This is a genomic window from Pseudomonas sp. SG20052, from assembly GCF_031766055.1.
Classification (GTDB): Bacteria; Pseudomonadota; Gammaproteobacteria; order Pseudomonadales; family Pseudomonadaceae; genus Aquipseudomonas; species Aquipseudomonas mandelii.
Window position 1 is genome coordinate 4,710,123 of record NZ_CP134498.1, and the last position, 22,441, is coordinate 4,732,563.

Genomic DNA, 22,441 nt, shown 5'->3' on the forward strand with positions numbered 1-22,441 from the left:
TCATTAAACGCCCCTTATCGGGCCTCAGATACTTATTGTTTAAACATTACCCACTTATATAAACATCCAGGAATACGACCGATGGCCAAACCACCAAAAAGAGTTTCAACTTCCAATACACCTGATACCTCGACAACACTTCCAAGGTCTTCGTCAGACGACAGCCGGGTACGAGGCGGCCATCAGGCCGCAACGGTTGGCACATCGCGGGGAGACGCCAATCCCGTTTCAGACGCCAATGTGCCAGGTTCATCGCAAAGTACCTTGCCTCGTCAGCCTGTCGTCGTTAGCGACATGTCGGCTAACCCTACAAACGATGCCGAGATGGCTACCCGCATGATTTCCTGGCCTCGGAACAAGGTCGACGAACTATTCAGCATCGCCGACACCGGGCTTTTCATGAGCCGCCAGCAGCAGCTTTACGCCGATATTGGAGAGGAAGGCATTTTTCTGATCAGGGCAAACGCGAGAGGCGACTACCAGGTGCCTCTTCCGTTTGCCCCGGGCCAACCCGGGCCGATCCTCACGAAGGTGCCTGGCCAGGCGCAGTGGAAAATCACTCGCGAGGGCATGGTCCTTCCCATCGCAAGCGTTCCCGTGAGGCCGGAAACGCTGGAGATCATTCCTCGGCACCTGGCCGACAAACTGACGTCACCCGATGCCAACGGTCTTCGTTACGACAAGCTGAAGAGAACCTATGTCGACGTGACGGAAGAAGGCACGGTCATGGTCCGCAAAAATACGGACGGCCACTATCAGGCCTCCTCGACGAGCGAATTGATCCCTTCGGGCCCGTTACTCGAAAACATTGAAGGGATGACACTTTGGCAACGCAAGGCAACCAACACACCGGCCTCAGACGCTGAAGATTCAGGACCCACCCCAGGCAAGCGCCCTCGTCTGGACGAACCGGTCGAGGCGGCCAACCCCGTGGCCGATAACAACCCTCCTGCTGCCACCCTGAATGACAACCCGTATTTATGGGCCTCCTGGGGGAAAATAACCAAGCCTGATTCGGTGGAATCCATCATGATCGGCCAACTCCATTATCCGATCGTGCCAAAGGGGCCAATGGCCGATCAGCTCCCCCTCGTGTTCATTCAACACCCGGAATTTGCGCCCTCACGCTTCGAGGCCTTCGAGCGCATGTTGCAAGAGGCACCTTCGTTGCAACCCGTCGCCACCAGCCACCACGCCGCAACAAATACCCGGAAAGTCGACGGCGCTGCTCGGCTCTTTGAGAAAACACTGACGCAACAGGTCGCGGATGTTTACAAGGGTTTCACCGAGCCGACATCCCGCGCCGTCGCCAAGCGACTATTTGAGCTATCCAACGAGTCAGCGGAGTTCAACGGCAGCGGTTTGGCCCGAATGAAGCAAACCTTTCGCTACTGGGAGGGCAAATCGAACCTGGGCGTGCCACGGCTCGGCGACCCATTGGACATGTTGCCTGTTGCGTCCAGTAATGATGGCGCCCGACGAATCGTCGAATTACACGCTCCGGATTCCGTGACGCCCTTACAGCAGTTGAACTTCAACCCCGAGAGCACTCATGCCTGGCAGTTCTACACCGAGTTGCCCAACGCGCCGGGACGACTTTCGTTGTTGCTCGCGTCGATACTGGGCCACAGCGGTTACAAGGTCTTCCTTCCCGCAAACGTAGAGAATGTTCAGCTCACGCCTCCAACGCTGGTATTTAAAAGGCCCAATCACGACAAGGTGTACTTTTTGAAAGTGGGACGTGTGGAGACCGATGCGATTGAAATTCTGCCGCCGTCCATGGCAGAGCTTGACGACCCTCATCTGAAGACGCGAATCGGCGACGAAGCGCACCAGTCACTGGTTGCCGCCGATGCGAAGGGTGATGTGGTATGGCTGATGGGCGGCGTCCAGCACCTGCTCGCAGGAAGCCCTTCGGTGTTCATCATCAAGGAACGCTGATAGCGAAACGTGCGCACCTCGCCGTCCATCAGCGGGGTGCAACCCAAGGTATCCGTGTCAAACACAAGACAAAAAAAAGCCCGCAGTGTGAGCGGGCGAAAGACCAAAGAAGCTATATGCGCAGTCGCTTCCAGGTTGAGGCAGCTGCTTGGGGGATCAGCTGCCGCGGTACGTGGAATAGCTGTAAGGCGAAATCAGCAATGGCACGTGATAGTGATCCTGTTCCGCAGAGATGCCGAATCGCAGCACCACCACGTCCAGGAACGCCGGCTCCGGCAGCTGAACGCCTCGGGCGCGGTAGTAATCGCCCGCATGAAACTGAACCTGATAGACCCCGGAACGGTAGTCATCGCCTTGCAGCAGCGGTGCGTCGACACGGCCGTCGCTGTTGGTGATCGCGCTGGCGACCAATTCCAGCTGCGAGCCTTCAACGCGGTACAGCTCGACCTTGATCGAGCTGCCCGGGCAACCGTGTGCAGCGTCCAAAACGTGTGTAGTCAAACGTCCCATTGATTCTGCGCGCCTGCCTGCATGGAGCAGTCAGACCTCGCGCCTCCCGAAGTCAGTTGAAAGGAGACCGCACCGGTTCGGAGCACGAAACGCTGCGGCGAGCGACTGATTAAGACACTTTTCAAAAAAATTGTACACAATAAAAACGACATTTTTCCAACCAGTGTCGCCATCCAGGATTTCATAACAAATCTGACGCCAAACCATGCGCTAAAAGGTCCTTCCATCCATTAGCTGACCATTCGGGCAGGTTTCTTGCAATAACATGCAAAGATGACAGCTCATCAAAAATGCAAAAAATCAGGCTTACAAAGTGAACATAAAGTTGTATACAATCAGCCCATCGCTGTGACGCCAGCCTGTCATCTCACCGCCAGGCCGCCACACAACCTGTCAACGAACAAGAAGGAAGACTGCAGTGAGCGCTGACTACCCACGCGATCTGATCGGTTACGGCAGTAACCCTCCTCACCCACACTGGCCCGGCAATGCCCGCATCGCCCTGTCGTTCGTGCTCAATTACGAGGAAGGTGGCGAGCGCAATATCCTGCACGGCGATAAAGAATCCGAAGCCTTCCTCTCGGAAATGGTCTCGGCGCAGCCGCTGCAAGGCGCGCGCAACATGAGCATGGAATCCCTTTACGAGTATGGCAGCCGCGCCGGCGTCTGGCGGATTCTGAAACTGTTCAAGGAATTCGACATTCCGCTGACCATCTTCGCCGTGGCCATGGCCGCCCAGCGTCACCCGGACGTGATTCGTGCGATGGTCGATGCCGGCCACGAGATCTGCAGCCACGGCTACCGCTGGATCGACTATCAGTACATGGATGAGGCGCAGGAACGCGAGCACATGCTCGAAGCGATCCGCGTCCTCACCGAAATCACTGGCGAACGCCCGCTGGGCTGGTACACCGGCCGCACCGGCCCGAACACCCGTCGCCTGGTGATGGAAGAAGGCGGTTTCCTCTACGACTGCGACACCTACGACGACGACCTGCCCTACTGGGAACCGAACAACCCGACCGGCAAGCCGCACCTGGTGATTCCTTACACCCTGGACACCAACGACATGCGTTTCACCCAGGTCCAGGGTTTCAACAAGGGCGACGATTTCTTTGAATACCTCAAAGACGCGTTCGACGTGCTGTATGCCGAAGGCGCCGAAGCACCGAAGATGCTGTCGATCGGCCTGCACTGCCGCCTGATCGGCCGCCCGGCGCGCCTGGCCTCGCTCAAGCGCTTTATCGAATACGCTAAAAGTCATGAACAGGTGTGGTTCAGCCGTCGCGTCGACATCGCTCGCCACTGGCACGAAACCCACCCGTACCAAGGGGCTGCCCAATGAGCACCTTCCAGACCGTCAAACCTTCGAGCCTGAGCCGCGACGCGTTTGTCGCTGCGTTCGCCGATATCTACGAACATTCGCCATGGGTGGCCGAGAAGGCCTTTGACCTGGGGCAGGACGCCTCGATCGATGAGATCGAAACCCTGCACCAGCGCATGAGCGACATCCTGTTGAGCGCCGATCATCAAAGCCAACTGGCCCTGATCAACGCTCACCCGGACCTGGCCGGCAAAGCCGCTGTCCAGGGCCAGCTTACCGCGGCCAGTACTGAAGAACAGTCGGGCGCGGGGATTCACCAATGCACGGCCGAAGAGTTTCAACGCTTCACCGAGCTGAACGACGCCTACAAGGCCAAGTTCAAGTTTCCCTTCATCATGGCGGTAAAAGGCAGCAACCGGCATCAGATCCTCGCGGCGTTCGAAACGCGCATCCACAATTCGGCGGATACCGAATTCAAATGCGCGCTGGCGGAGATTAACAAGATCGCCCTGTTCCGTTTACTGACTCTCTAGCAAGCTTGGCCCGAGAAACCTCTAGAACGCTTGCGTTTCCCAGGGCCCTGCAAGCATCCCAAGCCAACTTATTAAAGGCAGACAAGAAGAATGAAAGCTTACGCCGTACCTTTCGAGAAGTTCGTCAACCTGGCCGACGCCCGCCTGGGCACCAAAATCATCTCGGTCACCGATGACTGGTTCGCAGACGCCAACCGTCTGTTCCAACCGACCCCGGCCGTATGGAAGGAGGGCGTGTTCGATGACAACGGCAAGTGGATGGACGGCTGGGAGTCGCGCCGCAAGCGCTTCGAAGGCTACGACAGCGCCGTCATCCGCCTGGGCGTTCCGGGATCGATTAAAGGCGTGGACATCGACACTTCATTCTTCACCGGCAACTTCCCGCCGTCGGCCTCCCTGGAAGCCTGTTTCCTGGCCTCGGGCGAGCCGGACGACAACACCCAGTGGACTGAAGTGCTGTCCGCCGTCGAGCTGCAAGGCAACAGCCACCATTACCACGAAATCAGCAATGACCAGGCCTTCAGCCACCTGCGTTTCAACATCTACCCGGATGGTGGCGTGGCCCGTCTGCGTGTCTACGGTATTCCGTTCCGCGACTGGTCCGCTGTCGGCGACAACGAACAGGTTGACCTGGCCGCAGCCCTCAACGGTGGCCGCGCCCTCGCCTGCTCCGACGAACACTTCGGCCGCATGAGCAACATCCTCAACCCGGGCCGTGGCATCAACATGGGCGACGGCTGGGAAACCGCACGTCGTCGCACGCCGGGTAACGACTGGGTCATCGTCGCGCTGGGTCATGCCGGCGAGATCGAAAAAGTCATCGTCGACACCCTGCACTTCAAGGGCAACTACCCGGACACGTGCTCGATCCAGGGCGCGTTCGTGAAGGGCGGCACCGACAGCCAGATCGAAACCCAATCGCTGTTCTGGCGTGAACTGCTGCCGGCGCAGAAACTGGAAATGCACGCCGAACACACCTTCGCCGAACAGATCAAGGCCCTGGGCCCGATCACCCACATCCGCCTGAACGTGTTCCCGGATGGGGGCGTGAGCCGCCTGCGGGTATTGGGCAAGGTCGCTAAGTAAGCGGCGCGCCCTTCGCGGGCAAGCCTCGCTCCAACAGGTATCACCGACCGTAGGAGCGAGGCTTGCCCGCGAAGACGCCAGAACAAACAACATTGAATTCGGAAAAGAAGACCAGCATGCGCACATTGACGATTGAACCGCTGACCAAAGAAGCCTTCGCCCCTTTCGGTGACGTGATCGAAACCGACGGCAGCGATCACTTCATGATCAACAACGGTTCGACCATGCGCTTTCACAAACTGGCGACGGTGCAAACCGCCACGCCAGAGGACAACGCGATCATCAGCATTTTCCGCGCCGACGCGCAGGACATGCCGCTGACCGTCAGCATGCTGGAGCGTCACCCGCTGGGCAGCCAGGCGTTCATTCCGCTGCTCGGCAACCCCTTTCTGATCGTGGTCGCGCCACTTGGCGATGAACCTGTATCAGGCTTGGTCCGCGCCTTCGTCACCAACGGCAGGCAGGGCATTAATTACCATCGCGGCGTTTGGCACCATCCGGTGCTGACGATCGAAAAGCGGGATGACTTCCTGGTGGTTGATCGCAGTGGCACAGGCAATAACTGCGATGAGCATTTTTTCAAAGAGGATGAGCGTTTGATCCTTGCCCCCCACCAATAAGAGAAGGTCTGATCACTCGACAACAGAGTGACAGGCGAGAGGTAAAGACTGTGGAAGCACATCTGTTGGAATGGCTGAACCTGAGCGTGCGCTGGGTTCACATGATTACTGGCGTGGCCTGGATCGGTGCGTCGTTCTATTTCGTCTGGCTGGAAAACAACCTCAATCGGGTCAACCCGAAAAGTGGTCTGGCGGGCGATCTGTGGGCGATCCACGGCGGCGGTATCTACCACCTGGAAAAATACAAACTGGCCCCGCCGACCATGCCGGACAACCTGCACTGGTTCAAATGGGAAGCCTACTTCACCTGGTTGTCGGGGATCGCGCTGCTGTGCGTGGTGTTCTACTCCAACCCGACGCTGTACCTGCTGGCACCGGGCAGCAGCCTGACCGGCCCTGAAGGGGTCGCACTGGGCATCGCCTCGTTGTTCGTCGGCTGGTTCATCTACTCCTTCCTCTGCGACTCGGCCCTGGGCAAACGCCCTGCCCTGCTAGGCTTCATCCTGTTCGTGCTGATCATTGGCGCCGCTTACGGCTTCAGCAAAGTGTTCAGCGGTCGTGGTGCGTACCTGCACGTCGGCGCGATCATCGGCACCATCATGGTCGGCAACGTGTTCCGCATCATCATGCCGGCGCAACGAGCATTGGTGGCGGCGATTGCCGAAAATCGCACGCCGGACCCGGCACTGCCGGCCAAAGGCTTGCTGCGTTCGCGTCACAACAACTACTTCACCTTGCCGGTGCTGTTCATCATGATCAGCAACCACTTCCCGAGCACCTACGGCAGCCAATACAACTGGCTGATCCTGGCCGGGATCGCGGTGCTGGCGGTGTTGGTGCGTCACTACTTCAACACCCGTCATGACAGCCACAAGTTTGCCTGGACCCTGCCTGTCGCGGCTGTTGGCATGATCTGCCTGGCTTACGTCACCGGCCCGGCGCAAATGCCGAGCGCACCTGAAGTGGCCAAGGCGCCTGGCACCATCGAGTACCAGCCGCTGCCGGAAACCGCCATCGGTGGTGGTGCCAAACCTGCCGCTGCGAAGCCTGCAGAAGCACCGGTCCAGGCGTCCAACGCCGGCCCGAGTTTCGACAAGGTGCACAGCGTGATCCAGGAACGTTGCTCGGTGTGCCATTCGGCCAAACCGACCAGCCCATTGTTCAGCGCGGCTCCGGCCGGTGTGATGTTCGACACCCCCGAGCAGATCCGCCAGAACGCCGCGCGCATCCAGGCTCAGGCCGTTACCAGCCAGATCATGCCACTGGGCAACATCACCCAGATGACCCAGCAGGAACGTGACCTGATCGGGGCGTGGATTGTTCAGGGCGCTCCGACCAACTAACCGTTGAAAAGCTTCGCGGGCAAGTCGGATCGCCGCACCGCGGTCAATCCTGATGCACAAAATCACAAGAATAAAAAAGATCCGAGGTGTTGCATGTCCGAGCTATCCGAAGCACGCATCCCCGACGCACCCGCAATTCAGCGTTTGCCCCTTTTGCAACTGATCCTGGTCGGCCTGCAACACGTTCTGTTGATGTACGGCGGCGCCATCGCGGTGCCGCTGATCATCGGGCAGGCCGCCGGCCTGAGTCGTGAAGAAATCGCCTTCCTGATCAACGCCGACCTGCTGGTGGCCGGGATCGCGACCATCGTGCAATCGCTGGGCATCGGCCCGATGGGCATCCGTATGCCGGTGATGATGGGCGCCAGTTTCGCCGCCGTCGGCAGCATGGTCGCCATGGCCGGCATGCCCGGGATCGGCCTGCAAGGGATCTTCGGTGCAACCATCGCGGCCGGTTTCTTTGGCATGATCATCGCGCCGTTCATGTCCAAGGTCGTGCGCTTCTTCCCGCCGCTGGTGACCGGCACGGTCATCACCTCGATCGGTTTGTCGCTGTTCCCCGTGGCCGTCAATTGGGCGGGCGGCGGTGCCGGCGCCACTCAATTCGGCTCACCGATTTACCTGGCCATTGCCGCGCTGGTGCTGGCCACCATTCTGCTGGTCCACCGCTTCATGCGCGGGTTCTGGGTCAACATTTCCGTGTTGATCGGCATGTGCCTGGGCTACGTAATCTGCGGGCTGATCGGCATGGTCGACCTCAGCGGCATGGCGGATGCGCCCTGGGTGCAGATTGTCACCCCGCTGCACTTCGGCATGCCCACGTTTGAACTCGCACCCATCCTGTCCATGTGCCTGGTGGTGGTGATCATCTTCGTCGAGTCCACCGGGATGTTCCTCGCGCTGGGCAAAATCACCGGCCAGGAAGTCTGCCCACGGATGCTGCGCCGCGGCTTGCTGTGTGATGCCGGCGCCTCGTTCTTCGCCGGTTTCTTCAACACCTTCACCCACTCTTCGTTCGCGCAAAACATCGGCCTGGTGCAGATGACCGGCGTGCGTTGCCGCTCGGTGACCATCGTTGCCGGCGGTTTGCTGGTGGTGTTGAGCCTGTTGCCGAAAGCGGCGTTTCTGGTGGCCTCGATTCCACCGGCGGTACTGGGCGGCGCAGCGATTGCGATGTTCGGCATGGTGGCCGCCACCGGGATCAAGATTCTTCAGGAAGCCGACATCGGTGACCGTCGCAACCAGTTGCTGGTGGCGGTGAGCATCGGCATGGGACTGATTCCCGTGGTGCGTCCGGAGTTCTTCGCGCACTTGCCGTTGTGGATGAGTCCGATCACCCACAGCGGCATTGCGATGGCGACGTTGAGTGCGCTGTCGCTGAACCTGCTGTTCAACATTCTTGGCGGCAAAGAACGCGCCGCGATCAACGACTGTCACGCCCACTCGCATTAAACCAGCAACGCACGAACCCTTTAGGAGCCGGTTTGCTGGCGAAGGCGGCGTGTCAGACGACATCAAAATTGGATGTTCTGACCTCATCGCCAGCAAGCCAACTCCCACAAGGTCGGGGACTGCCTGCGCCTTGCAAAAATAAAAACAAGAGGGAGCAACAGATGATTCGGACACAGAAAAAACTGCTGTTGGGCGGTGGCCTTCTGGCCGCAAGCCAGGCCATGGCTGGCGATTTACTGCTGTGGCAGACCAACAGTCTGAGCTATTTGTACGGCAAGGATTTTGCGGTCAACCCGTCGATCCAGCAGACGATAACCTTTGAGCATGCCGACCGCTGGAAGTACGGCGACAACTTTCTGTTCGTCGACAGCACTTACTACAACGGCGAGAAAGACAGGAACAAAGGCGTTCACGCCTATTACGGCGAGTTCAGCCCGCGCCTCTCCTTCGGCAAAATCCTCGACCGCCGTTTCGAGTTCGGCCCGATCAAGGACGTGTTGCTGGCCATGACCTACGAGAATGGCGAAGACGACACCGAGGCCTACCTGATCGGCCCCGGTTTCGACCTCGCGGTTCCCGGCTTCAACTTTTTCACCTTGAACTTCTACTATCGCCAGACCGAAGGCTCGCGCCCTGGCGACGATGTCTGGCAGATCACGCCGGCCTGGTCCTACTCCCTGCCATTGGGCAACTCGAACCTGTTGATCGACGGCTACATCGACTGGGTCGTGGATAACGACCAGAACTCACAGGGCACCTACCACGCCAACTTGCACGTCAACCCGCAGATCAAGTACGACCTTGGCAAGGCCCTGGGCTGGCGGGAGAAACAGGTGTACGTCGGCGTCGAGTACAGCTATTGGAAAGACAAGTACGGCATCGAAAACAACGGCAACTTCGACACCAATGAAAACACCACCAGCCTGCTGGTGAAGGTGCACTTTTAAGATGGCCCGCAACCGTGCTCCAAACCTGTCGTCGGTGCGCTGTTGCGGGGCACTTGAGACCTGGCCAAGGAGTCAGTATTCTCCGCGGCCGCCTGAATCCGCTTTAAAAAAAAGCCCGGATTTAATTCCTGACCAGAAAGCCAACTTATCCCGGCTCTGCACGGTTCCAAGGCACTCCAAAACCCCTCTCAATCGACTGCTCTTGAGCAGCCGAGCGGGAGTTTTTTGGCTTTTCGAACGCCTTGGCTCAGCTCTTGCTATCAGCACTGAAGCTGACCGACTGGATGATTTTTTACCGCTACAGAAAAAGGCGCCACACCAGAGCGTCGACCTTAGAAAAATAACGTGGAACCACCTACTTTTTGGGAGCAACCGAATGAAACGTACGTGCACCAGCCTGATGCTCGCGGGATCGTTACTGGCCGGGGGCCAGGCCATGGCCGGCGACTTGCTGCAATGGCAGGACAACAGCCTGACTTATCTGTATGGCAAGGACTTCCAGGTCAACCCGCGCATTCAGCAGACGGTGACCTTCGAACACGCCGACGGCTGGAAATATGGCGACAACTTCTTCTTCATCGACAAGATCTTCTACAACGGCAAGGAAGACGCCTTCGCCGGTGAGAACACCTACTACGGCGAATTCAGCCCGCGTCTGTCGTTCAATAAGATCTTCGACCAGAAGCTCACGTTTGGCCCGGTCAAAGACGTGCTGCTGGCCATGACTTACGAGTTCGGGGAAAACGATACCGAGTCCTACCTGATCGGTCCCGGTTTCGACCTGGCGATCCCTGGGTTCGACTACTTCCAGCTGAACTTCTACAACCGCCATACCGAAGGCGACCGTCCGGGTGACAACATCTGGCAGGTCACCCCGGTCTGGTCCTACACCATTCCGGTCGGCGACTCGAACATCCTGATCGATGGTTTCATGGACTGGGTGGTCGACAATGACGTCAACAAAAAAGGCGAATATCACGCCAACCTGCACTTCAATCCGCAGGTCAAATACGACCTGGGCAAGGCACTGAACCTGGGCGAAAAGCAGTTGTACGTCGGCGTCGAGTATGACTACTGGAAAAACAAGTACGGCATCGAAGACAGCCAGGGTTTCAAGACTGATCAGAGCGTGACCAGTTTCCTGGTCAAGGTTCACTTCTGATCCGGCGGCGTCTCTAAGGACGCCATCGCTAGCAGGCTAGCTCCCACAGTTGATCTTCGTCGCGCTGAAGATCCCCTGTGGGAGCTAGCCTGCTAGCGATAGCAACACCGCCGATCTCAGGCCGTAACCACAGGCTCCGCCAACCCGAGAAACCGGCACAACTCCCCGCGCTTGGCCAACGCATCCCGTCGCCCCAGATCAATAAGCTCGCTGCAATACCCCGCCTCGAACAGCAGATAACTCAACACCCCCGCCCCGCTCGTCTTGGTCGCCCCCGGCCCGCGCAGAAACAGGCGCAACGCCGCCGGCAATTCCTGCCGATGCCGCGCGGCAATTTCATCGATCGGCTGACTCGGCGAAATCACCAACACGTCCACTGGCGCCACGCCCAACGCGCGCATCGGCGTGCCATCGGGCAGCAAGTGACTGAACTGATTCAGACGCTGCAGCAACTCGATGTCACTTTCCAGACTGTCAATGAACGTGCTGTTGAGCATGTGCCCGCCGATCTGCGCGAGGGTCGGCTGCTGACCGGTGTAGGCGCGTTGCAGCGGTTGCTCCGGGTCGACCCCGCGCGGGTTGCCGCTGACGCCCACCACCAGCACGCGGCTGGCGCCCAGGTGCAGGGCCGGGCTGATCGGTGCCGATTGGCGCACCGCGCCATCGCCGAAATACTCTTCGCCGATTTTTACCGGTGCGAACAACAAGGGAATCGCTGAACTGGCCAGCAAGTGATCGACGGTCAATTGCGTGGGCACGCCGATCCGCCGATGGCGCAACCAGGCATCGATGGTGCCGCCGCCCTGATAGAACGTGACGGCCTGCCCGGACTCGTAACCGAACGCCGTGACCGCCACCGCCTGCAACTGCTTCTGGGCGATGGCCTCGGCGATGCCGTTCATGTGCAATTTGTCGTTGAGCAACCCGCGCAGCGGCGAACTGTTGAGCAAGGCCACCGGAACCTGAGCGCCGATGCCGAGCAAACTGTGGCTGACGAAGCGGCTGGCCTGATGGATCACGCCCGGCCAGTCGCTGCGCAGCACCAAGTGACTGCGAAAACCCTGCCAGAACGCAGTCAGGCGCTCGATCGCGCCACGAAAGTCCATCGCCCCGCTGGCCAGGCTCACTGCATTGATCGCCCCGGCCGAGGTACCGACAATCACCGGAAACGGATTCGCCGCGCCCACTGGCAGCAACTCCGCAATCGCCGCCAGCACGCCCACCTGATACGCCGCCCGAGCCCCGCCGCCGGAAAGAATCAACCCTGTAACCGGTTCAGCAGGACTCATCGCAACACTCCATGGTGCAAAAAAGGGATCAGCCGCGTTTCTTGTACAGCTTCGGCTCGCCCGGTGGACGGCTCTTGAAGCGCCGATGGGCCCAGAGGTATTGCTCGGGGCACTCACGCAGAGCGCCTTCGACCCACTGATTGATGCGCAGGCAATCGGCCTCTTCGGTCTCGCCAGGGAAACCTTCGAGCGGTGGGTGGATCATCAACCGATAGCCGCTGCCGTCCGCCAGACGCTCCTGGGTGAACGGAACCACCAGCGCCTTGCCAAGCCGGGCGAATTTGCTGGTGGCCGTTACCGTCGCGGCCTGAATCCCGAACAGCGGCACAAAGATGCTCTGCTTGGCGCCGTAGTCCTGATCCGGTGCGTACCAGATCGCCCGACCGGCCCGCAGCAATTTGAGCATGCCGCGCACGTCGTCGCGCTCCACGGCCAGCGAATCGAGATTGTGCCGCTCGCGGCCCCGGCGCTGGATGTAGTCGAACAAAGGATTCTTGTGTTCGCGGTACATGCCGTCGATGGTGTGCTGCTGCCCCAACAGCGCCGCGCCGATTTCCAGCGTGGTGAAATGCACCGCCATCAGGATCACGCCCTTGCCTTCGCGCTGGGCCTTTTTCAGATGCTCCAGGCCTTCGACATGGGCCAGCTTCGCCAGACGCTGACGCGACCACCACCAGCTCATGGCCATTTCAAAGAAAGCGATGCCGGTGGAAGCGAAGTTTTCCTTGAGCAGGCGCTTGCGCTCGTCGGCGGACTTTTCAGGGAAACACAGTTCCAGATTGCGTTTGGCAATGCGCCGTCGGTCGCCGGCCAGCCGATACATCAAGGCGCCCAACAAGCGACCGATGAACAGCAGCGCCGGATATGGCAACTGAACAATCAGCCACAACAGCCCCAAGCCACACCACAGTGGCCAGAAACGCGGCATAAGAAATGTTTTTCGAAAACGCGGGCGATCCATTAAAGGTTCCGGAAAGACAATGGCCGCGCATTCTACATCGTTCGACCCGGCTTGCGGCTTGCGGGCGTTCTCGTTATAAGTCTCGGCACTTTTAGTGACAAGCCGTTGTATGCCGACCATGAGCCAAACCGAACCGCAAGACCAGGATCCCGTGTTCCAGTTGAAGGGCAGCATGCTCGCCATTACGGTGCTGGAACTGGCCCGCAACGACCTCGAGAACCTTGATCGGCAACTGGCCGCCAAGGTCGCCCAGGCGCCTAATTTCTTCAGCAATGCGCCGCTGGTGCTGGCCCTGGACAAACTCCCGGCCAGCGAAGGCGCGGTCGATCTGCCGGGCCTGATGCGCGTGTGCCGCCAGCATGGCCTGCGCACCCTGGCGATCCGTGCCAGCCGCATCGAAGACATCGCCGCCGCCATCGCGGTGGATTTGCCGGTGCTGCCGCCGTCCGGCGCCCGTGAGCGTCCCCTCGACCCGCTCGAAGGCCAGGTGAAGAAAAAGCCGGAAAAGCCGCCAGAGCCGACCATCAAACCGACGAAAATCATCACGTCGCCAGTACGTGGTGGCCAGCAGATTTATGCCCAGGGCTGCGACCTGGTGGTGATCTCCTCGGTCAGCCCGGGTGCGGAACTTCTCGCCGATGGGAACATCCATGTATACGGTCCGATGCGCGGTCGCGTGCTGGCCGGGGTCAAAGGCGACACGAAAGCCAGGATTTTCTGTCAGCAGATGAGCGCTGAACTGGTCTCCATCGCCGGCCACTACAAGGTTTCCGAGGATTTGCGCCGTGACCCTTTGTGGGGGGCGGGCGTGCAAGTCAGCCTGTCAGGCGACGTGTTGAACATCATTCGGCTTTAACGGATACTGCCGCATTTTCCAAGCATCTCTAAAACGTAGCGAAAACGGCTCAAACGAAGTAGGAAAAAGGCCAAAAGCAGTGTTTAACGCTGTTCTGGACCGGATTCCAGCCAAGGCTGTCCGACTGCAGTAGTTTTTCAAGAGATGTTTTTCAGGGGCTAAAAGTCCTTTTTCCTTAGGGGTGAAACACCTTGGCCAAGATTCTAGTGGTTACATCCGGCAAGGGTGGTGTGGGTAAGACCACCACCAGCGCCGCTATCGGTACCGGCCTCGCACTGCGCGGCCACAAAACAGTGATCGTCGACTTCGACGTCGGTTTGCGTAACCTCGACCTGATCATGGGTTGCGAGCGCCGTGTGGTGTATGACTTCGTCAACGTTGTGAACGGCGAAGCCAACCTGCAACAAGCCCTGATCAAAGACAAACGCCTGGAAAACCTCTACGTCCTGGCCGCCAGTCAGACCCGCGACAAAGACGCGCTGACCGTGGAAGGCGTGGAAAAAGTCCTGATGGCGTTGAAAGAAGACTTCGAATACGTGGTCTGCGACTCCCCGGCCGGCATCGAGAAAGGCGCCCACCTGGCCATGTACTTCGCTGATGAAGCGATTATCGTGACCAACCCGGAAGTGTCCTCGGTACGTGACTCGGATCGCATGCTGGGCCTGTTGGCCAGCAAATCCCGTCGCGCCGAAAACGGCGAAGACCCGATCAAGGAACACTTGCTGCTGACCCGCTACAACCCGCAGCGCGTCAGTGACGGCGAAATGCTGGGTGTCGAAGACGTCAAGGAAATCCTTGCGGTTGCCCTGCTGGGTGTCATCCCGGAATCCCAAGCGGTACTCAAGGCTTCCAACTCGGGCGTGCCGGTGATTCTCGACGACCAGAGCGACGCCGGTCAGGCGTACAGCGATGCAGTCGATCGTCTGCTGGGCAAGGAAAAGCCGCATCGATTTATCGATATCACGAAGAAGGGCTTCTTCGAGCGCCTGTTTGGAGGTAGATAATGAATCTTTTTGACTTCTTTCGTGCCAGCAAAAAGGTCAGCACCGCGTCGGTAGCGAAAGAGCGTCTACAGATCATCGTGGCGCATGAACGCGGCCAACGCAGTACGCCGGACTACTTGCCAGCCTTGCAGAAGGAACTGGTGGAAGTGATCCGCAAGTACGTCAATATCGGGTCCGACGACGTGCATGTCGCGCTGGAAAACCAGGGCAGCTGCTCGATCCTGGAACTCAATATCACCCTGCCGGATCGCTAGTCGGTCCAGCGGGAGCCACGGCGGCTCAGGCCCTTACGCTTTTGTAGGAGCGAAACTTGCTCGCGAAGCAGGCAACTCGGTGTATCTGATAAACCGAGATGATGTGTTCGCGAGCAAGCTTCGCTCCTACGGATGCGGGGGCCTGAGTCGCCGTTGGCGTTTGTTACGAGGCTGTTTTAATGCCGTTGTCCAACATCCGCATCATCCATCAGGACGCCGCCGTACTGGTGGTGGATAAACCGACCCTGCTGCTCTCTGTCCCTGGCCGGGCCGATGACAACAAGGACTGCCTGATCACCCGCCTGCAAGAAAACGGCTACCCGGAAGCGCGAATCGTCCATCGCCTGGACTGGGAAACGTCCGGCATCATCCTGTTGGCCCGTGACCCGGACACTCATCGCGAGTTGTCTCGGCAATTTCACGACCGCGAAACCGAAAAAGCCTACACCGCCCTGTGCTGGGGACAACCGGAACTGGACAGCGGCAGCATCGACCTGCCCTTGCGCTACGATCCGCCGACCAAGCCACGCCACGTAGTGGACCACGAGTTCGGCAAACACGCCCTGACCTTCTGGCGAGTGCTGGAACGTTGTGGCGACTGGTGCCGCGTCGAACTGACGCCGATCACCGGCCGTTCCCACCAGCTACGCGTACACATGCTTTCCATCGGCCACCCGCTGCTGGGTGACGGGCTCTACGCCCACGAACAGGCCCTGGCCGCCTGGCCACGCCTGTGCCTGCACGCCAGCATGCTCAGCTTCACCCATCCGCAAACCGGTGAACGCTTGCGCTTCGAATGCCCCGCACCGTTTTAAGCACTGCCTGACACGCAGTCGCCCGTTTTGAAAGGATCCCCATCCGGATGCGTTTTACCGATTCCCTGGCAACACCCGTCAAGAAAACCCGACACCAACTGCTCTACCTGATCTACGGCAACCAGGACGTTTACCGGCGCGAAGCCAAGTTCAGTATCTTGACCGCGCTGTCCCACGCGAAGAACGGCAAGCTCCCGAGCATCCGAATCCTCACGGATCGTCCTCAGGACTACGCCGGCTGGCCGGTCGAAACGGTCATGCTGACCCAGGAAACCCTGACCCTGTGGCAAGGCGAAAACGGCTATCACCATCGTCGCAAGGCCTGCGCGATTGCCGCCGGCCTGCAGCTTGCTGAAAAAACCCTGTTCGTCGACACCGACACGCTGTTCACCAGCGACCCGAACCTGATTTTCAACCAGATTCAGCCGCAGCACTACTTGATGGATCGCTTCGAGTACGACTGGCAGGACGTGTGTGAACGTCCCGACTATGTGAAGCTCGGCGGTTGCCTGCAGGCTCACGGCGTCAGCGCGGACAATGGTTTCAAGCTGTACAACAGCGGATTGTGCGGCGTGACCGACCGCGACAGCGCCCTGTTCGAAGAGTCGATCACGCTCATCGACGAATGGACCCGGGACGGCTTCGACATCCACACCATCGAGCAGATCGCCCTGTCGTTCGCGATGCGTGACAAACCGGTTCATGAAGCGAAAAAATACATCTATCACTACTTCGCGGAAAAACGCTTTTTCCATGCGATGCAAGCGTATTTCTTTTCTCAGCATGGCGAGCGGTTCAGCCAGCAGTTGGTCGAACTGTGCCAGGACGTGCCGCGGGTCAAACCCTTCCCATCGGCCTGGCAGCGCCTGAAAATCAAATGGAAGCTGCGTAACCAGAGTGGCGCCCTACGCAAAGTCGGCCGCGATCTGCTTTACGGCAGCGCGGCACCCGATCATCCGTACTACACGGCCTGCCGCCACGAATGGTGGGAATGTGCCTCGCGGGAGATCCTTCGCTGGGACAAGGCTCAACAGAAAAAGCTACTGGAGACTCATCAGAACGCCTGGACCCCGCAATTGCCCAAGCCAGAAAAGCCAGAAGATGAGCGGATTATCATGAAGTACCTGAAAAAGCGGGTAGAGGCTGCCAGCTGACGTGACCGGTTCACGTCATGCCCAAAGGCCTCGGCCAATACGTTAAACTCCCGCCCACTGCTGTCTGGAGCTTCTTATGCGCGAAGAGTTGAACCAAGGCCTGATCGACTTCCTCAAGGCCTCCCCTACCCCGTTCCATGCCACTGCCAGCCTCGTTCAGCGTCTGGAAGCGGCGGGTTTTGTGCGCCTTGACGAGCGCGAGCCCTGGACCACTGAAGCCAACGGTCGTTACTACGTCACCCGCAATGACTCGTCGATCGTCGCGATCAAGATGGGACGGCATTCACCGCTGCATGGCGGCATTCGCCTGGTCGGTGCCCACACCGACAGCCCGTGCCTGCGGGTCAAACCCCAGCCGGAATTGCAGCGCCAGGGTTTCTGGCAACTGGGCGTCGAAGTCTACGGCGGTGCGTTGTTGGCGCCGTGGTTTGACCGCGATTTGTCCCTGGCCGGCCGCGTGACGTTCCGCCGCGACGGCAAGGTCGAGAGCCAACTGATCGACTTCAAGGCGCCGATCGCCACCATCCCGAACCTGGCGATCCACCTCAATCGTGAAGCCAATATGGGTTGGGCCATCAACGCCCAGACCGAACTGCCCCCGATCCTCGCGCAATTTGCCGGTGACGAGCGCGTGGACTTCCGCGCCGTGCTCACCAATCAGCTGGCGCTGGAACATGGCCTGAATGCCGACGTGGTGCTCGACTACGAGCTGAGCTTCTACGACACTCAGAGCGCCGCCATTATCGGTTTGCATGGCGACTTCATCGCGGGCGCGCGCCTGGACAACTTACTGTCGTGCTATGCCGGCCTGCAAGCCTTGCTGACCGCGGAAACCGACGAAACCTGCGTGCTGGTGTGCAACGACCACGAAGAAGTCGGTTCCTGCTCGGCGTGCGGGGCCGATGGTCCGATGCTCGAGCAAACCTTGCGTCGCCTGCTGCCTGAAGGTGACGAATTCGTGCGCACCATTCAGAAATCCTTGCTGGTCTCGGCCGACAATGCCCACGGCGTGCACCCCAACTATGCGGAAAAGCACGACGCCAACCACGGCCCGAAACTCAACGCCGGCCCGGTGATCAAGGTCAACAGCAACCAGCGCTACGCCACCAACAGCGAAACCGCCGGGTTCTTCCGCCATCTGTGCATGGCCGAAGAGGTGCCGGTGCAAAGCTTCGTGGTGCGCAGCGACATGGGCTGCGGCTCGACTATCGGCCCGATCACCGCCAGCCACCTGGGCGTGCGCACCGTGGACATCGGCCTGTCGACGTTCGCCATGCACTCGATCCGTGAACTGTGCGGCAGCCACGACCTGGCCCACCTGGTCAAAGTGCTGAGCGCGTTCTACGCCTGCCAGGAATTGCCGTAATTTCGCGCCAATGAATGGCCGGAATGCTATCTGTGGCGAGGGAGCTTGCTCCCGCTCGACTGCGCAGCAGTCGCAACCCCCGGTGAATGCGTGCTGTCTGATAGATCGCGATAGCTGGGTTTGGGGTTGCTTCGCAACCCAGCGGGAGCAAGCTGCCTCGCCACAATGATCACGCCGCATTCATGATTGATCTCTGACCACCGGTCGCCCAAAAGCCACCTAGACTTAAGCTATCCCCTTCGACAAGGCAGTCACCCATGATCTCGATGTCTTCATTCCATGCCATGCTGATCCCCATTCTCGCCGGGATGATCTTGCTGGCAATCGGCTTCAACTTCCGCGACAAAAACGCTGGCGTGTTCGCCATGTGGATCGGCATGCTGACGATCCTTGCCACCGTGGTGTTCAAGATCCTCGCCAAACTCAACGAATAAATCCTGCCCCTGGCTCGCATTGATTTTGACGGGCTCGTACACTCGGCCGATCCGTCCCCCCCGAGGTTGACCGCCTAGTGTTCGCTCGTCTTTTCGCCCTGCCGTGTTTCTTCCTTGTCTGCCTGATGACGCTGCTGCCGATGGCGCCTGCCCAGGCGGTCGGTTTGCCGGGCTTGCTCAACAGTTCGGCAAAGGCCCAGCCAGAAGCGCAAGAACCGCTGGGCCAATCACTGGACGAAGTCATCAAGTCGCTGGAGAACGATCAGCAGCGGAGCAAACTGCTGGCGGACCTGAAAAAGCTGCGCGACGTCACCAAAAAAGCTCAGCCGGCCGCCGAAGAAGGCGTGCTCGGCCTGATCGGCGGCACACTGGCCACCTTCGAAAAACAGTTTTCCGGTGCCGACAGCCCGCTCACGCGCTGGTCCGAAGAATTTGACCTGGCCAAAGACGAACTGACCGCGCTGATGCTGCCGGCCAACGAGTGGCTGCCGATCATCTTTGCCTTCGCCATGATTCTGATGGTCTGGAGCCTGCTGGCCGCTGCGCTGATCTGGGTCAGTCACCGGGTGCGCATGCGCTTCGGCCTCACCGAAGAACTGCCGCAACACCCCAAGGCCCTGGACATGTTGCGCTTCGCCCTGCGCAAACTCGGGCCGTGGCTGATTGCCTTGGTCATCACGGTCTACATGAGCTATGCCCTGCCCTCATCCTTGGGCAAAAGCCTGGCCATGGTGCTGGCCTACGCGCTGGTGGTCGGCACCTGCTTTTCGGCGATCTGCGTGATCGCGTTTTCCTTGCTCGACGGCCCGCATCGTCACCGGGCCTTGTACATCCTGCGCCATCAAGCCTTTCGACCGTTGTGGCTGATCGGCAGTTTCGCCGCATTCGGTGAAGCACTGAGCGATCCGCGCCTGGTCGCCAGCCTGGGCAGTCACCTGGCCCACTCCGCCGCCACCGTCGCCAACGTCCTGGCGGCGCTGTCCACCGGGCTGTTCATCCTGCGTTTCCGCCGCCCCATCGCCCACCTGATCCGCAACCAGCCGTTGTCCCGACGTCTGACGCGCCGCGCGCTCAGCGACACCATCGAGATTCTCGGCACCTTCTGGTACGTGCCCGCGCTGGTGCTGGTGGGCATCTCGCTGTTCGCCACCTTCGTCTCGGCGGGCGACACCAGCACCGCACTGCGCCAGGCGCTGATCTGCACCGTGTTGCTGGTGTTGTGCATGGTCATCAACGGCCTGGTTCGTCGTCATTCGCTTAAACCGCAAAAGGGTGTGAAGCGTCATGCGCTGTATTCAGAGCGCCTGAAAAGTTTCTTCTACACCCTCGCCCATCTCGTGGTCTGGCTGGTCTTCATCGAACTGGGCCTGCGGGTCTGGGGCATGTCGCTGATTGCCTTCACCGAAGGCGAAGGCCATGAAGTCAGCGTCAAACTGTTCAGCCTCGCCGGTACGCTGATTTTTGCCTGGCTGATCTGGATCCTCAGCGACACCGCGGTGCACCACGCCCTCACCCGCTCGCGCAAAGGCCTGGCCAACGCCCGCGCGCAGACAATGATGCCGCTGATCCGCAACGTGCTGTTCGTGGCGATTTTCATCATTGCGCTGATCGTCGCGCTGGCGAACATGGGCATGAACGTCACGCCACTGCTGGCCGGTGCCGGCGTGATCGGCCTGGCCATCGGTTTCGGTGCGCAATCGCTGGTCGCGGATTTGATCACCGGCCTGTTCATCATCATCGAAGATTCCCTGGCTATCGATGACTACGTGGATGTCGGCGGCCACCTCGGCACTGTCGAAGGCCTGACCATCCGCACCGTTCGCCTGCGGGACATCGACGGCATCGTCCATACCATTCCGTTCAGCGAAATCAAAAGCATCAAGAACTACTCCCGGGAATTCGGCTACGCGATCTTCCGGGTGGCGGTGCCCGCCAGCATGGACATCGACGAGGCGATCAAACTGATGCGCGAAGTCGGCCAGAAAATGCGCGCCGACCCGCTGCAACGGCGCAATATCTGGTCGCCACTGGAGATCCAGGGTGTCGAAAGTTTCGAGTCGGGCAACGCGATTCTTCGGGCGCGGTTCAAGACTGCACCGATCAAGCAGTGGGAGGTTTCACGGGCGTTCAATCTGTCGCTGAAGCGGCATCTGGATGAGGCCGGGATGGACCTGGCGATGCCGCGAATGAGTGTGCAGGTGATTACGGCCGGTGGTGGGCCGCAGAAGGATGTATCTGCTACTTGATTGATAGGGTGGCTGTGAGGACGCCATCGCGAGCAGGCTCACTCCTACATTTGAAATGCATTCCAATGTAGGAGTGAGCCTGCTCGCGATGGGAGCGACGCGGTCTCCCTGGCTAAACCACATCCACCCCGACATGAATCGCATCATGCCGCCAAAACTCCAGGTCGCAATCGATCAACCGCTCGTGCTGATCGTAGTTGACCCGAGCAATCCGCAACCCCGGGCTCCCCACCGACACCCGTAACGCTGCCGCCGCATCCACCGACAACGCCGTCGGCACGATCTCGAAACGCACCCGACCATAGTGCAAGTCGTAATGCCTGGCGTACAACTCGGTGATCGACTGATTCAGATCGAAATCCAGAATCCCCGGAAAGTACTGCGGATTCAGGTAGTGCTCCACATAGAGCACCAGCCGCTCATCAATGCGCCGCGCCCGGCAGATCTGAATCACACTGGACAGCGCCGGCAACTGCAACCACGCACACACCGCCGCCGACGCCGGTTGCAACCGCGCCGAAATCACCTCGGTGGACGGCACCCGCCCCTGCGCGCTGACCATCGCGTGAAAGTGACTGCGCTGCATCAAGTTGTAAGCCAGGCGCGGTGGCGACACGAACCAGCCACGGCGTTCCTCCCGATAAATCTGCCCTTGAGCTTCCAGTTGCAACAAGGCTTCACGCACCGTGATACGCGTGGTGCCGAACAACTCACTGAGCTTGCGCTCGGCCGGCAGTTTGCTCCCGGGCGCCAACAGGCCATGGTCGAGCTGTTCTTGCAGAACCTGCCCGATGGCTGTCACCGCTTTGGTTGTCTCGATGCGCATCAACGTTACCTATCTGGACTAGACCAGCACTGTTTCGGGGCAGAACCGTGATTCAAACTGGCTCCATCAACTCCCTGCAAGCCTAGGCACTGCTTGTGACTGGCAGATGACAAAGCCGCCGAACGGTTGCGCCAGACACCTGCAAATTCACGGCCAAGTCCTTTCGTATCAGCCCTTTAGCCATGGTCTACGCTTACTCGCAAGCCTGAGCATCACCGCTCGAAAAATGTAGGCCGACCGATCGTCGACATCAAAATGTCATCAGCGGCGCCTAAATTGGCTCAGGTATTGCTGACCTAGACCAACACAACCGCAATC

General features: G+C 59.5%; 21 protein-coding genes. 17 read left to right on the forward strand and 4 right to left on the reverse strand.

Translation table 11 applies throughout. The features are described 5' to 3' along the window. Window positions 1–81: 81 nt before the first annotated feature. Window positions 82–1,941 (forward strand): hypothetical protein, encoded by a 1,860-nt coding sequence (locus tag RHP74_RS21585; RefSeq protein ID WP_311096268.1) that lies wholly within the window; start codon window positions 82–84, stop codon window positions 1,939–1,941. Window positions 1,942–2,097: 156 nt separating this feature from the next. On the opposite strand, the gene uraH is transcribed toward RHP74_RS21585, so the two are convergent. Beyond that, entirely contained in the window at window positions 2,098–2,451 is a 354-nt protein-coding gene (gene uraH / locus RHP74_RS21590) for a hydroxyisourate hydrolase (protein ID WP_010456673.1), read from the reverse strand. 418 nt (window positions 2,452–2,869) lie between these two features. Here uraH and puuE point away from each other — a divergent pair, with 418 nt between their 5' ends. The 8 genes from puuE to RHP74_RS21630 all read left to right on the forward strand — a co-directional run bounded on the left by puuE (window position 2,870) and on the right by RHP74_RS21630 (window position 10,918). Next, complete coding sequence (gene puuE / locus RHP74_RS21595; protein ID WP_008031461.1) at window positions 2,870–3,796, forward strand: allantoinase PuuE; 927 nt, start codon at window positions 2,870–2,872, stop codon at window positions 3,794–3,796. Beyond that, on the forward strand, window positions 3,793–4,308 hold the full coding sequence (uraD, locus tag RHP74_RS21600; RefSeq protein WP_010456677.1) for a 2-oxo-4-hydroxy-4-carboxy-5-ureidoimidazoline decarboxylase: 516 nt from the start codon (window positions 3,793–3,795) through the stop codon (window positions 4,306–4,308). Before puuE ends, uraD begins: the two co-directional genes overlap by 4 nt. Before the next feature lie 90 nt (window positions 4,309–4,398). Beyond that, window positions 4,399–5,394, forward strand: coding sequence for an allantoicase (alc, locus tag RHP74_RS21605; protein WP_059404692.1), 996 nt, complete (start codon window positions 4,399–4,401; stop codon window positions 5,392–5,394). Window positions 5,395–5,510: 116 nt separating this feature from the next. Continuing rightward, entirely contained in the window at window positions 5,511–6,014 is a 504-nt protein-coding gene (locus tag RHP74_RS21610) for an ureidoglycolate lyase (protein WP_010456681.1), read from the forward strand. 50 nt (window positions 6,015–6,064) lie between these two features. Next, complete coding sequence (locus RHP74_RS21615; RefSeq protein WP_010456683.1) at window positions 6,065–7,357, forward strand: urate hydroxylase PuuD; 1,293 nt, start codon at window positions 6,065–6,067, stop codon at window positions 7,355–7,357. A gap of 93 nt (window positions 7,358–7,450) precedes the next feature. Continuing rightward, window positions 7,451–8,809 (forward strand): nucleobase:cation symporter-2 family protein, encoded by a 1,359-nt coding sequence (locus RHP74_RS21620; protein ID WP_010456685.1) that lies wholly within the window; start codon window positions 7,451–7,453, stop codon window positions 8,807–8,809. Between the two features lie 161 nt (window positions 8,810–8,970). Then, window positions 8,971–9,756, forward strand: coding sequence for an outer membrane protein OmpK (locus RHP74_RS21625; protein ID WP_311096269.1), 786 nt, complete (start codon window positions 8,971–8,973; stop codon window positions 9,754–9,756). Window positions 9,757–10,132: 376 nt separating this feature from the next. Then, window positions 10,133–10,918 carry an outer membrane protein OmpK gene (locus tag RHP74_RS21630; protein WP_010456690.1) on the forward strand — a complete coding sequence of 262 codons (786 nt, stop codon included), beginning with the start codon at window positions 10,133–10,135 and terminating at the stop codon, window positions 10,916–10,918. A gap of 116 nt (window positions 10,919–11,034) precedes the next feature. On the opposite strand, the gene RHP74_RS21635 is transcribed toward RHP74_RS21630, so the two are convergent. Further along, window positions 11,035–12,207, reverse strand: a complete 1,173-nt coding sequence (locus RHP74_RS21635; RefSeq protein WP_010456692.1) for a patatin-like phospholipase family protein — start codon at window positions 12,205–12,207, stop codon at window positions 11,035–11,037. 28 nt (window positions 12,208–12,235) lie between these two features. Further along, a complete protein-coding gene (locus RHP74_RS21640; RefSeq protein ID WP_010456694.1) occupies window positions 12,236–13,168 on the reverse strand; it encodes a lipid A biosynthesis lauroyl acyltransferase in 933 nt (310 codons plus the stop codon). A gap of 118 nt (window positions 13,169–13,286) precedes the next feature. Between RHP74_RS21640 and minC the strand changes: the two genes are divergently transcribed. From minC to RHP74_RS21680, 8 genes are all read left to right on the forward strand, one after another. Continuing rightward, window positions 13,287–14,024, forward strand: a complete 738-nt coding sequence (gene minC, locus RHP74_RS21645) for a septum site-determining protein MinC (protein WP_010456696.1) — start codon at window positions 13,287–13,289, stop codon at window positions 14,022–14,024. A gap of 191 nt (window positions 14,025–14,215) precedes the next feature. Then, window positions 14,216–15,028, forward strand: a complete 813-nt coding sequence (gene minD, locus RHP74_RS21650; protein ID WP_010456697.1) for a septum site-determining protein MinD — start codon at window positions 14,216–14,218, stop codon at window positions 15,026–15,028. Next, on the forward strand, window positions 15,028–15,282 hold the full coding sequence (gene minE, locus RHP74_RS21655) for a cell division topological specificity factor MinE (protein WP_007898843.1): 255 nt from the start codon (window positions 15,028–15,030) through the stop codon (window positions 15,280–15,282). Before minD ends, minE begins: the two co-directional genes overlap by 1 nt. Window positions 15,283–15,461: 179 nt before the next feature. After that, window positions 15,462–16,097 carry an RluA family pseudouridine synthase gene (locus tag RHP74_RS21660; RefSeq protein WP_030131660.1) on the forward strand — a complete coding sequence of 212 codons (636 nt, stop codon included), beginning with the start codon at window positions 15,462–15,464 and terminating at the stop codon, window positions 16,095–16,097. A gap of 47 nt (window positions 16,098–16,144) precedes the next feature. Next, a complete protein-coding gene (locus tag RHP74_RS21665) occupies window positions 16,145–17,251 on the forward strand; it encodes a hypothetical protein (RefSeq protein ID WP_311096270.1) in 1,107 nt (368 codons plus the stop codon). A gap of 76 nt (window positions 17,252–17,327) precedes the next feature. After that, window positions 17,328–18,617 (forward strand): M18 family aminopeptidase, encoded by a 1,290-nt coding sequence (locus tag RHP74_RS21670; RefSeq protein ID WP_311096271.1) that lies wholly within the window; start codon window positions 17,328–17,330, stop codon window positions 18,615–18,617. A gap of 257 nt (window positions 18,618–18,874) precedes the next feature. Next, a complete protein-coding gene (locus RHP74_RS21675; protein WP_008031437.1) occupies window positions 18,875–19,051 on the forward strand; it encodes a hypothetical protein in 177 nt (58 codons plus the stop codon). 77 nt (window positions 19,052–19,128) lie between these two features. Next, window positions 19,129–21,297 (forward strand): mechanosensitive ion channel family protein, encoded by a 2,169-nt coding sequence (locus tag RHP74_RS21680; protein ID WP_077748163.1) that lies wholly within the window; start codon window positions 19,129–19,131, stop codon window positions 21,295–21,297. 112 nt (window positions 21,298–21,409) lie between these two features. Here the strand turns inward: RHP74_RS21680 and RHP74_RS21685 are convergent, their stop codons facing one another. Continuing rightward, window positions 21,410–22,123, reverse strand: a complete 714-nt coding sequence (locus tag RHP74_RS21685) for a UTRA domain-containing protein (protein WP_010456716.1) — start codon at window positions 22,121–22,123, stop codon at window positions 21,410–21,412. Between the last annotated feature and the right edge of the window lie 318 nt (window positions 22,124–22,441).

What these genes read in the sequence shown, in the direction of transcription:
- RHP74_RS21640 (WP_010456694.1), bottom strand. Translation starts at nt 13,168, where the DNA reads ATGGATCGCCCGCGTTTTCGAAAAACATTTCTTATGCCGCGTTTCTGG.
- RHP74_RS21620 (WP_010456685.1), top strand. Translation starts at nt 7,451, where the DNA reads ATGTCCGAGCTATCCGAAGCACGCATCCCCGACGCACCCGCAATTCAG.
- RHP74_RS21610 (WP_010456681.1), top strand. Translation starts at nt 5,511, where the DNA reads ATGCGCACATTGACGATTGAACCGCTGACCAAAGAAGCCTTCGCCCCT.
- RHP74_RS21665 (WP_311096270.1), top strand. Translation starts at nt 16,145, where the DNA reads ATGCGTTTTACCGATTCCCTGGCAACACCCGTCAAGAAAACCCGACAC.
- RHP74_RS21635 (WP_010456692.1), bottom strand. Translation starts at nt 12,207, where the DNA reads ATGAGTCCTGCTGAACCGGTTACAGGGTTGATTCTTTCCGGCGGCGGG.
- uraH (WP_010456673.1), bottom strand. Translation starts at nt 2,451, where the DNA reads ATGGGACGTTTGACTACACACGTTTTGGACGCTGCACACGGTTGCCCG.
- RHP74_RS21685 (WP_010456716.1), bottom strand. Translation starts at nt 22,123, where the DNA reads ATGCGCATCGAGACAACCAAAGCGGTGACAGCCATCGGGCAGGTTCTG.
- minE (WP_007898843.1), top strand. Translation starts at nt 15,028, where the DNA reads ATGAATCTTTTTGACTTCTTTCGTGCCAGCAAAAAGGTCAGCACCGCG.
- RHP74_RS21675 (WP_008031437.1), top strand. Translation starts at nt 18,875, where the DNA reads ATGATCTCGATGTCTTCATTCCATGCCATGCTGATCCCCATTCTCGCC.
- RHP74_RS21625 (WP_311096269.1), top strand. Translation starts at nt 8,971, where the DNA reads ATGATTCGGACACAGAAAAAACTGCTGTTGGGCGGTGGCCTTCTGGCC.
- RHP74_RS21585 (WP_311096268.1), top strand. Translation starts at nt 82, where the DNA reads ATGGCCAAACCACCAAAAAGAGTTTCAACTTCCAATACACCTGATACC.
- RHP74_RS21660 (WP_030131660.1), top strand. Translation starts at nt 15,462, where the DNA reads ATGCCGTTGTCCAACATCCGCATCATCCATCAGGACGCCGCCGTACTG.
- uraD (WP_010456677.1), top strand. Translation starts at nt 3,793, where the DNA reads ATGAGCACCTTCCAGACCGTCAAACCTTCGAGCCTGAGCCGCGACGCG.
- RHP74_RS21670 (WP_311096271.1), top strand. Translation starts at nt 17,328, where the DNA reads ATGCGCGAAGAGTTGAACCAAGGCCTGATCGACTTCCTCAAGGCCTCC.
- alc (WP_059404692.1), top strand. Translation starts at nt 4,399, where the DNA reads ATGAAAGCTTACGCCGTACCTTTCGAGAAGTTCGTCAACCTGGCCGAC.
- minC (WP_010456696.1), top strand. Translation starts at nt 13,287, where the DNA reads ATGAGCCAAACCGAACCGCAAGACCAGGATCCCGTGTTCCAGTTGAAG.
- RHP74_RS21630 (WP_010456690.1), top strand. Translation starts at nt 10,133, where the DNA reads ATGAAACGTACGTGCACCAGCCTGATGCTCGCGGGATCGTTACTGGCC.